Source organism: Burkholderia sp. APQ4-4ca, assembly GCF_057837105.1.
Map to the genome: position 1 here is coordinate 1 of NZ_JBYQCG010000216.1, position 10,679 is coordinate 10,679.

General features: G+C 60.8%; 10 protein-coding genes. 7 read left to right on the forward strand and 3 right to left on the reverse strand.

The features are described 5' to 3' along the window. From AC3IFE_RS23095 to AC3IFE_RS23125, 7 genes are all read left to right on the forward strand, one after another. A partial coding sequence (locus AC3IFE_RS23095; RefSeq protein WP_489192206.1) for a transposase occupies window positions 1–254 on the forward strand: 254 nt, incomplete at its 5' end. Window positions 255–462: 208 nt separating this feature from the next. Beyond that, on the forward strand, window positions 463–1,290 hold the full coding sequence (locus tag AC3IFE_RS23100; protein ID WP_489192208.1) for a hypothetical protein: 828 nt from the start codon (window positions 463–465) through the stop codon (window positions 1,288–1,290). A gap of 237 nt (window positions 1,291–1,527) precedes the next feature. Beyond that, window positions 1,528–1,704 (forward strand): hypothetical protein, encoded by a 177-nt coding sequence (locus tag AC3IFE_RS23105; RefSeq protein ID WP_489192210.1) that lies wholly within the window; start codon window positions 1,528–1,530, stop codon window positions 1,702–1,704. 275 nt (window positions 1,705–1,979) lie between these two features. Beyond that, window positions 1,980–2,279: a hypothetical protein gene (locus tag AC3IFE_RS23110; protein WP_489192212.1), complete on the forward strand. Its 300-nt coding sequence runs from the start codon at window positions 1,980–1,982 to the stop codon at window positions 2,277–2,279. A gap of 883 nt (window positions 2,280–3,162) precedes the next feature. Further along, window positions 3,163–3,783, forward strand: a complete 621-nt coding sequence (locus AC3IFE_RS23115) for an Imm5 family immunity protein (RefSeq protein WP_489192214.1) — start codon at window positions 3,163–3,165, stop codon at window positions 3,781–3,783. Between the two features lie 573 nt (window positions 3,784–4,356). Continuing rightward, a complete protein-coding gene (locus tag AC3IFE_RS23120; protein WP_489192216.1) occupies window positions 4,357–5,292 on the forward strand; it encodes a hypothetical protein in 936 nt (311 codons plus the stop codon). A 90-nt stretch (window positions 5,293–5,382) separates the two neighbouring features. Continuing rightward, complete coding sequence (locus AC3IFE_RS23125) at window positions 5,383–6,192, forward strand: hypothetical protein (protein WP_489192218.1); 810 nt, start codon at window positions 5,383–5,385, stop codon at window positions 6,190–6,192. A 133-nt stretch (window positions 6,193–6,325) separates the two neighbouring features. Here AC3IFE_RS23125 and argG read toward each other — a convergent pair whose 3' ends face one another. The 3 genes from argG to AC3IFE_RS23140 form a co-directional block, all read right to left on the reverse strand. Next, a complete protein-coding gene (gene argG, locus AC3IFE_RS23130) occupies window positions 6,326–7,663 on the reverse strand; it encodes an argininosuccinate synthase (RefSeq protein WP_489192220.1) in 1,338 nt (445 codons plus the stop codon). A 318-nt stretch (window positions 7,664–7,981) separates the two neighbouring features. After that, on the reverse strand, window positions 7,982–9,052 hold the full coding sequence (locus AC3IFE_RS23135; protein WP_489192222.1) for an FUSC family protein: 1,071 nt from the start codon (window positions 9,050–9,052) through the stop codon (window positions 7,982–7,984). 171 nt (window positions 9,053–9,223) lie between these two features. Beyond that, the coding region (locus tag AC3IFE_RS23140; RefSeq protein ID WP_489192224.1) for a sensor domain-containing diguanylate cyclase at window positions 9,224–10,679 on the reverse strand (1,456 nt) is incomplete at its 5' end.

Below are 10,679 nucleotides of genomic sequence, written 5' to 3' on the forward strand. Positions count from 1 at the left end.
ACGACTCCGAGCGACATCGAAAAGCGTTGCGCAATCGTGGTATCGAACCGGTGATTGCCAAGCGTCGTACCGAACACGGCAGCGGCCTTGGAAAATATCGCTGGGTCGTTGAACGCACGCATGCTTGGCTGCATCACTTCCGTCGCCTCCGTATTCGTTTCGAACGCCGTGCCGATATTCACGGCGCGTTCCTCAAACTCGGTTGCTGCCTGATCTGCTGGAATACGCTCCGACGCGCCGAGCAGTCTTTATGAAACCGTCTCTAAGAATATTTCGAACTCGAATCAGTTCCGAGGCTATGCTGCGTCCGGAAACGAAATCCAGCTTGTTGTGAGCCCGAGCACTGAGACGATTTCAAAACCTGTACGGGAACTTGTGGATCAGTCTGGTGGTTCGATCCGTGTCTTTGACGCATCGACCGGCACGTTCAGTGCATGGAAGCCGAAGTAGGGAGGCAACGTCATGAAGTTTCAGTTTCCTGTTGATCTAAATGTATTTAGCCCACTTTCGCTTCGTCGGCCCGTCGACTTCCTCGACTCCGTTCGGACCTATTGTCAGTGCCTTCCCATGATCGTGCCGGAGAAATGGGGGTGGTGGGAGCCTTTGGATCGCAAGTTTGATCTGGTGGAATTCGAACGGCTTATGGCGGTGATGGGACAGTGTGATACGGTGTACTGGAAGCACTCGAAGAAGCCAAAGGCGGAAGGTGCTTTTTCGGTGCGATGGAATAGTAAATCTCCGCGGCTTCGCGATACGCATTCAAAAATCAACCTAACCGTTGAGCACGGAAGTATTCCGCCCGCTGATTTGGTGCATTGGTTACAAACTGCAGCGCTGAGGTCGAAGGGCCATTTCGCATTTATGGATGCGGTAACGAGTTCATATCGCGAATTTGCGGTGACCAGTGAATCGTCTCCCTATGGAGATGGGTTCTTGCTGTCAACACATTTGCTACGGCATTGGCTTCCTGATGTCTTCTGGGCAACTATTTTTGGTCCGCCGTATGTGAGACTTTTCGGAAAAGACAGACTGCTCAGCGCTCCGGTATCGGTTATAAAAGAACTGGCAGACGACGTGATCTACTTGCAGCTAACGGATTCCTTTGACGATGTATTTTCTGATCCTTCCGGACTGAGAACACTACGGGACGATGTGAAACGGCACCTTCGTGTGGATGCATTCTTCAACGCCGAACGAAGCTATGACCGTTCGACCACGGGAGCTGTCGGAAAAGTTTTCGTGGTGCCTGATTTTGAATTGGTGGCGGACGAGATATATATAGGACGATGAGCATAAAACAACACCTCTGATATTTGCAGCGACGGGATCTGAAAAAATGAAATTTAAGGCGCCAATGACTGGGAACATGCTGAGCCCGATGTCGCTGCGTCGATCGTCGGACTTCCTCAATGCAATCCGCACGCACTGCGACCGTCTTCCCAGAGTTGGTCTTGGTGAACATCTACGTGTCGACGGCTTTGATCCAAATACAGGTCTGGCAGCGCCAACTCGGCCAGGATCGAAATGATGAGCGAACAAAAGCTGACTGTAGAGCAAGCGTATCGTGCGATGTTCTACTTTCTGGAACACGAGTACGAATTGACGAAGTCCGAAGAGCTTGGCGGAATGCTCGGATCGTTGTCTTGGCAAATATGGGAAGGTGGTCAGGGACCCGCAGATCCTGCCGCGTGGCAGGATTGGTAGGATGCGGTACAGAAGGCTTTGACAACTGACGAGAACGCCGCACCCTCAGATAAGCAATAACAAACAAACCCGGCCACTTGCCGGATTTATGCTTTATGGCGGTGGCTTGACCATCGGTGTTGGCGTAGGGGCGGTGGTTCAGTCATGCGGACGGATACGAAAGTGCATCCGATTGGCAAGGGCGGTGGCCAATGAACGATTTGAGGAAGCGGCGTTGCTCGCCCGTGTACTTGGCAGGCTTGCTGATTGCTGTGGCATGCTTAGCTTACAACGTCGTGAGCTACGATCAGGACATTAAGACCGCTCGGCGCGCTCCGAACGCTGCCTGCGGAAACGTGATCCCGTACAACAATCATGGAACCACTGTTTACCTCACTAGAAAGCAAGATTTAATAGAACAGTGGGAACCAGTTGGTTGGCTTGCTTGGTGGGTATCGGAAGATGAATATGACCCGGAGTACACTTTTTATCCTTCGAGTACTGGAAATGGTATTGCCGGTGCCAACAGCGGTATCCCGTCGGCGTCTGTTACAGTGGGCGGTCAAGCAACAAAGATCAGATTTAACGCGAAATGAGTGGGGTTATTGGTGAAGAAAATTACTAAAATAATTAACGGGCCTCCCATTCTTCCGGCGAGATTTGTGTCGAGTGAGTATGATAGGTTTCTGCTTTTTGATTTTTCTGTGAGAACGGAATTTTCTGTATTCGATGAGATTAAGCGTATTTCAGGAGAGGGAATTAATGTTTTCTATGCTCGATCGCTGAATTTTTTGTGCTTTTGTGGTGAGAGTGAAAGTTGGTAGGGTAAAATTGCATGCATTGACCGGGAATTGGGTCGGCAAAATGAGTCGTATGGGCTGGTTGTTGCGGATTTGGATGAAAATTGGGTAATGGCGCAGCACTCGCCAGTCGAATGGGTAGTTTTGGCGTTCAAATCGATATCGCCGTCGTCTTTATTTATTTTCAATTCTTTGAATGGCGATGACTTTTTGTCGATCAACGACTTTCGATCCGCGATTGTGGATGGGGCGGCTAAGTTACATGAGAATTTTGATAGAAAATTCATCGAATGCATGATAAGTAATTATTGAAGAAAGCATTTCTGATTTGATGTTATTGGTGAGGTCACGCCAACGCATACACAGCCGATGCTTTGTTCGAAGCGGGCCGACGTATGCTGAAGGCGAACCTCGAATCAAAATGGTTCGGTGCGGGGCAGTTCATACGCGGCGCGACGTGGCTCAAGATCGTCTACTGGAATCGCGACCCATCGCTGACACCGTTGCAAACTATCCTGAAGGCATACGATGACATGCCGAACGTAAGACGACCGGATTTCGTCGCGGGGTAGTGAAGAATTCGGGGTGAGGCGATAGCGACAAATAGGTCGCTCGTCAGGCCTCGCCCCGATATTCAATCATCATGTCTATCGAATGTTACGAAGAATCAGCATAAGCGATGCGCATTCCACAACATTTGGCGAACACATTATCGACAGCTGCGACGTCGATTACTACAGAGGGCGAACTCCCGGTTGCCACCCGAAAGGACCTTATTCAGTTGATCGAGGCCCTGTCGGTGACTGAACACGCCGATGCGGGATACTTACGCCGCGCGCGATTGGCTGTGATCTGTGCGAGAGAGGTGCTAGGCCGGTTGAGTCCGTATGCGAGCGTGTTGACGGCGGCCGAAGCGATCCTGGCGAGCGGCATCGATGCGTTATCGGGTAAATGCGATCTGGCCACACTCGAAAGAACCAACGGCGAGTACCACACGAAGGTTATAGATCTGTTCGAACATGGCGAACCGGCCTTTGTCTCCGTTTATGCGGGCATGGCCGTTTTCTCGGCGATCAATACGATTTTGTACGACACGAACTTCGATGTGGTCGGCGAAAGCGGAAAGAGCGTACCTCCAGACGATCGGGATGCAAGCTATTACGCAGCGCTCGCGGTGTCGGGCAGTGCGATCTGGGAAGCCAAGGGAGGCACCGAACGTCGTCGATCATACTGGCGCTGGTACTTGCAAAACGCTGTTCCGCTAGCCTGGGATGTTCTTGTGCCGCTGCGTCGCGCCTGAAGCTTTTTCCCGCTCGACAAATTGAATTCAAACGTGGGTTTAACTTCATCGCCCGAGCCCACGGCCGAGCGAGAGGGCTTACGGAGCGCCGAAACACAACCCCTAGAAAATTCCCTCGATAACCCGCCCTAAAGAAATCCCCCTCACCGCCGTTACCTTCCTCGGTAGCTCAAAAAAAGTATTACCAAAGCCATACAACCCAACCACACGACCAGATAACCGAGGGGGCGCCGGCCGGCGAAGCCGTGCGCAGTATCAGAAGATGGGATGCACCGATTCGATGGGGCGCGCAGGCACCGGGGGCTGGCGCGCGCTGTGTCTTTGCCTTGCCGCGGCATGCCTGCTGCTGCACGCGGTTCTCACCGTTGCGTGCGCGTTCCCGCACGACCACATCTCCACGCTCGCACCCGTCGCGCCGAATATCCGGCAACCGACGCCCCCTCATCGCGCTTCCCCAACACACCACATCACACATCCAACATCGCTCGAGGAGGCCCACACAAAACACCGGAAAAGTAACGCGATTCGAATCTAGACCACTAAAAAAACGCATCAAAAAAATCGAGGATTGAATTGAACAAGCATTCCCTTTGTCTGCTGACCGCAGCTGCAATTTCGGTATTCGTCGTCGCCGGTTGCGGTGGCGGCGGCGACGGCTCGTCGAACGCAAGCAGCGGCACGCCTTCCAATACCGGCGGCGCCAACAACGCAGCCAGCGCACCGGCCGTCGCGTCCACACCGCTCGCAGCAGCCCCCGCAAGCGCCCCCGTCGCATCGTCGCAGCCGGTGACGGTCGGCGAGGCACTGCCCAGCCTGACGAACCCGCAACCCGGTTCGACGGCCGCAACGGCGACCGGCCCGATCGGGATCTGGTCGGCATCCGGCAACCTCGGCTATTCGACGATCGCGTTGATCGACCCGCACAACAACCTGAGCACGCTCAATCTGCTCGGATCGTTCGTGATGTCCGACGATTTCACGACCCTGACCGTCAACGGTTCGACGTGGTCGATCGCGCCGGGTATCAACTTTGCAGGAACGAGCGGCACCGTCACGAAGATCGATTCGGGCTCCGGCGCATACAGCCCGCAGCAGACGTTGTCCGGCACGATCAGCCGCAACGGTACGGCGTCGAATTTCACGTGGACCTACAACACCGCAAACGCGCTTGCCGTCACGCAGGACAGCGTGGTGGGCACGTGGGCGACGACCAACGCATCGTTCGCGATCGCATCGGGCGGTACGCTGACCGGCACGCTGAGCGGTTGCAATTTGAGCGGCACGCTGCTGCTTTCCACGCCTGGCTCGAACCAGAACATGTACGACATGACGGTGACGGCCTCGGCGTCGACGGGCTGCAAGCTTCCGGCCGGCGTTCCGCTGTCGGGCAGCGCCGCGATCATGTTCGTGCCCATCACGGGAACCAACGGCTTCAAGCGCTCGATCCTCTACGTGCTGCGCGCGGCTGATTACAGCTTCATCGCGTACGGTCAGGTGATCAAACAATAAACGCACGGTCGCACCGCACACGGCGCGTCGTTGCGCCGCGTGCGGCGGCCCGATGAACACGTTCCGTCAACAACGAAAGCCACTGATCCAATGAAGAACTCATCCAAAGCCACCCTGGTCGGTTGCGGCCTGCTCGTGACGCTGCTGTCCGGCTGCGCCACGTTGCCGAATACCGACATGAAACCCGAGGCGCGTCAGAAGCTGCATTCGATCGCGATGCTCGACGTCACCGAGCCGAAGCGTGTCTCGGTCCTCAATCTCGGCGGCGCGGCGGGCGGGTTCGGCCTGATCGGCGCGCTCGCACAAGTGGCCGTCAACGCGAGCCATACGAGCACGTACACGGATCACGTGGCGGCCAGCAAGATCGTGTTCGCCCCGGACATCGCGGAAGGCGTGGCGGGCCGCCTCGCCGGCAACGGCTATCAGGTCGTGAAGCTGGACGGCCAGAAGGTGAAGCTCGCCGATGACGGCAAGTCGGACGACTACTCCGCGATCCAGACCGACGCGGATGCGATCATGAACGTGTGGTTCTCGTCGTTCGGCTATATCTCGCCGCCCCAGCAGCCCGACTACATCCCGTGGGTCGTCATCCGCGCGCGCATTCTCGACGCGAAGACGAAGCAGGACCTCTATTACAAGACGTTCGCGTGCGGCTACGACATCAAGGCGAACAGCGTCCATATCGACAGCGATTTCGCTTACACGTACGGCAGCTTCAGCGATCTCGAGAAGAATTTCGACAAGTCGGTGGAAGGGATCAAGGCGTGCGAGAAGTCGGTCGCGGACATGATCGGCCAGGATCTGGCGCGTACGCCGGCGCCGGCCACTGCCGCTGCGTCCACTGCTTCGACGGTATTGACGACGACTGCGGCCACCGCGACCGCCACGGCATCGAAATAACTTTGACGCGCCTGCAGGATCGTCGCGATACGCGTGGCGAATCCGGCAGTGCTTGAAGAAAAAGCGGGAAGGGAAGGACTGCATGCAGCCGGGCGGTTGTCACGCCGCCCGGCCGCTCGCGAAAGCGACTGGCTTACTTGTCGCTATCGCCCTTGATCTGCGGCAGCGCCGACGCTTCGCCCGGCGTCAGCAGCCCGACTTGCGAATACACGCGCAGCTTGTCGCGCGTATCGGTGATGTCGAGATTGCGCATCGTCAGCTGGCCGATCCGGTCGCGCGGCGAGAACGTCGACGCCACCTTCTCCATCGACAGGCGTTCCGGCTGATACGTGAGGTTCGGCGACTTCGTGCTCAGGATCGAGTAGTCGTTGCCGCGGCGCAGTTCGATCTTCACTTCGCCGGTGATCGCGCGGGCGACCCAGCGTTGCGCGGTTTCGCGCAGCATGATCGCCTGCGGGTCAAACCAGCGGCCCTGGTACAGCAGGCGGCCGAGGCGGCGACCGTTCTCGCGGTACTGCTCGATCGTGTCTTCGTTATGGATGCCGGTGACGAGACGCTCGTACGCGATGTACAGCAGCGCGAGGCCCGGGGCTTCGTAGATGCCGCGGCTCTTCGCCTCGATGATGCGGTTCTCGATCTGGTCGCTCATGCCGAGGCCGTGGCGGCCGCCGATGCGGTTCGCTTCCAGCAGCAGCTCGACCTGATCCGTGAACTCGACGCCGTTCAGCGCGACCGGCTGGCCGGCTTCGAAGCGCACCGTCACTTCCTCGGCGGCGATCTTCACGTCGTCGCGCCAGAACGCGACACCCATGATCGGGTTCACGATCTTGATGCCGCTTTCGAGGCTTTCGAGATCCTTCGCCTCGTGCGTCGCGCCGAGCAGGTTCGAATCGGTCGAATACGCCTTCTCGGCCGACATCTTGTACGCGAAGCCGGCCTGGTTCATGAATTCGGACATTTCGGCGCGGCCGCCGAGTTCGTCGATGAACGTCTGGTCGAGCCACGGCTTGTAGATCTTCAGATCCGGGTTCACGAGCAGGCCGTAGCGGTAGAAGCGCTCGATGTCGTTGCCCTTGTACGTGCTGCCGTCGCCCCAGATGTTGACGCCGTCTTCCTTCATCGCGGCGACGAGCATCGTGCCCGTCACGGCGCGGCCGATCGGCGTCGTGTTGAAGTACGTGACGCCGGCGGTCGTGATGTGGAACGCGCCGCTTTGCAGCGCCGCGATGCCTTCGGCGACGAGCTGCGCGCGGCAGTCGATCAGGCGGGCGCCGGCTGCGCCGTATTCGATCGCGCGTTTCGGGATCGCGTCGTAATCGTCTTCGTCGGGCTGGCCGAGGTTCGCCGTGTATGCGTACGGGACGGCGCCCTTCAGTTTCATCCAGTGCAGCGCGGCGCTGGTGTCCAGGCCGCCGGAGAAGGCGATACCGACCTTCTGGCCGGTCGGGAGGCTTTCGAGAATCGTGCTCATAGGAATTACCGTGGATTGAAGCCGGTGGGATCGTATTTCGCGGAATATGCGAGTATCGGCTGTCCGGGAAGTTGGGGCAAGGGCTGATTTTGGTGCGGAACCGTCGTCGCGCCTGTCGCGGCGGGCCTGACGGGCGGTTAACCGGCTGGAGAACGCCGTGCCGGACGGCGTTGCATCGCCGCCGAAACACGCGCCGGCGAGCCGGGCGGCGACGGGATTTCCGGGGCCGGATCGACGGTCAACCCGGGTCGCCGTCGCGAGCGCGTCGCCTCGTTGCGCAGAAAGCAATTTGAAAGAAAGACGCGCGAAGCCGGAATTTCAGATATTCCATGACCGCGCGGTATCGAGCAGCCGCTCGCGCAACTGGTCGACTTCGCCGGCCAGCTTGGCCGTGATCGACACGTAGCCGGACAACTGCGGCGGCGGCGCGTCGTGCGGCGGCTCGGCCGGCCGGCGGCGGGGCGCCAGCCGGCTCGGCGTGCCGAACTTGAGCGCGCGGCTCGCGCCGACCAGCGTGTCGCGGATGCGCCTGTGCACGCCCTTCATCTCGACGCGCATGTATTCGCGGGCCGCCGCGTCGTCGGCGGGCGGCAGCGCGCTCGACAGGATCTCCAGATAACCGATGCACAGGCGCAGGCTGCGCTGGATCGCCTCGAGCTGCGTCATCGACGTCTCGCATTCCTTCGACACCGACGGCATCAGCGAGCGCAACTGCACGAGCAGCGCGCTCAGCGCGGCCATTTCCTTCAGGTGCGCGTCGTCGCTCACGTGGCGGTCGCCCGCGAGCCGCGCATGCACGGCCGCGCACGCGCGCAGCGCGTCGGCGAGCTTGTAGCGCCACGAGTAGGTTGCGTAGAGCGGCAGCGCGAACGAGAACGCCAGCGCGATCGCGATGCCGACCAGCACGTTCACCGCGCGCCACAGGCCGTCGACGATCTCGTTGTCGCCGTGGCCGGCGACGATCACCATCGTGATCGCCGACAGCAGCGCGATGTAGCCGGCCTTGCCGATCGCGTGATACGCGCAGATACCGCAGCCGACGGCCATCAGCAGGTAGATCGCGAACGGCGCGTGCAGGAACGAGTAGAGGAGGATCAACCCGAGCCCCGCGAGCGCGCCGATCGACGTGCCGAGCGCGCGCTCGGCCGCCTTCTTGCGGATGTTGCCGTGGTGCTGCAGCCCGCCGACGACGATCAGCACGGTGATCGTCGACCATTCGCCATGCGGCACGTTCAGCCCGGTGGACAGCGCGATCGAAACGAGAATCGCGAGCGCGACGCGCGCCGCGTGGATCAGCTTCGCGTGCCGGTAGCGGCGATACGGGTCGAGCAGCGGGCGGAGCGCGTGGCGTACGAGCGGCGGCAGGCGGGTCGGGAGCGGGGCGGTCATGACGGAGCGGGAGTGGCGGGAACGCGCACGGCGGCGTGCGCGGGCCGGCGCCGCGCCGCATGCGCAGCAGACGTAACGCTAGCCGAACGCGCGCGGGCTGTCCACGCCGGGCCGCCGGGCCGGGCGGCGGGCGGCCGCATCAGGTCACGCGGCAGGTCGGAGCGGATCGCGTCAAGCGTCTGCCGCGCTCGATTGCGCGTCCAGCACGCGGTTGCGGCCGCTGGATTTCGCGCGGTACAGCGCTTCGTCGGCGCGCCGCAGCAGCGCGGCCGCGTTCATCCGGCCATCGGCGGCGGTGGCCGTGCCGATGCTGGCCGTGACGCGCCCGTACGGGCTCTTCACGTGTTCGATGTCGAGCCCCGCGATCGCGCGCCGGACGCCTTCGGCGACGGTTGCCGCGCCCGGCGCGTCGGTGTCGGGCAGCGTGACGACGAATTCCTCGCCGCCGTAGCGCGCGACGTGGTCGCTGTCGCGGCGCAGGTTGCGCGTCAGCGATTGCGCGACCTGGCGCAGCACGTCGTCGCCGGCCGGATGGCCGTAGTAGTCGTTGAACGCCTTGAAGTGGTCGACGTCGACGAACAGCACGGACAACGGGCGGCCGCTGCGCGACGCGCGCTGCGTCTCCTTCGCGAGCACCGTGTCGAACGTGCCGCGATTGTCGAGGCCCGTCAGCGAATCGGTGTGCGCGAGCCGGTACAGCTTCGATTCGGCGTCCTGCCGGCGCTTCAGCTCGCGCGACAGCGCGAGCGAGCCCCACGCGATGAACGCCGTGAACAGGCCCATCAGCACGACGGTCCAGATCGCGCGGTGGTGCCACGACGCGTAGACGTCGATCTCGGCCGGCGCGACGTCGACGATCAGCGGCAGGCCGGCGAGATGCTTGTAAACATAGATGCGCCGCACGCCGTCGACGGCGCCGACCCCGGTCAGCTCGCCATGGCGGCTGCGCTGCGCGTCGATGAACAGCGGCGAATCGTGCAGGTCGAGGCCGACCACCCGCGTGTCGTAAGGCAGGCGCGACACGAGCGTGCCGTTGTCCTCGACGATCGCCGCGCTGCCGTGCCGGCCGACCGCGATGCCGTCGAGCAGCGCGCGGAAATAGTCGACGCTGAGCGTGCCGACGACGATTCCGCCGAACGTGCCGTCGGGCCGGTTGATCCGGCGGCTCAGCGCGATGGTCAGCGCGCCGCCGCGCAGCCGCGACGCGTACGGCCGGCTGATGTAGAGGCCGGGGGCGAGCCGGTCGCGATGCACGGCGAAATAGTCGCGGTCGGCGAAATTGCCTTGCCGCGCGGGCGAATCGGTCGAATCGATCGTGATATTGCCGTGCGCATCCATCACGAAAATCGAGCCGAGATAGGCGCCGGTCGCCGCGCGGTCGAACAGCAGCCGATGGCGCTGACGCGGCGGCAATGTCGTCAGTTCGGGATCGGCCATGCCGTCGACGACGTTTTGCAGCGACAAATCGTAGAGTTCGATATTGCGCGCGATATCGCGTTCGATCAGCAGCATCAGGTTGCGCGCATTTTCGACCGCATGGTCATACGCGTCGCGTCGCGCCTCGATTAATAGCGACGTGGAAAGTCCCCAACTGAACATCAGCAGGACGATGCCCGCCACGAGTACG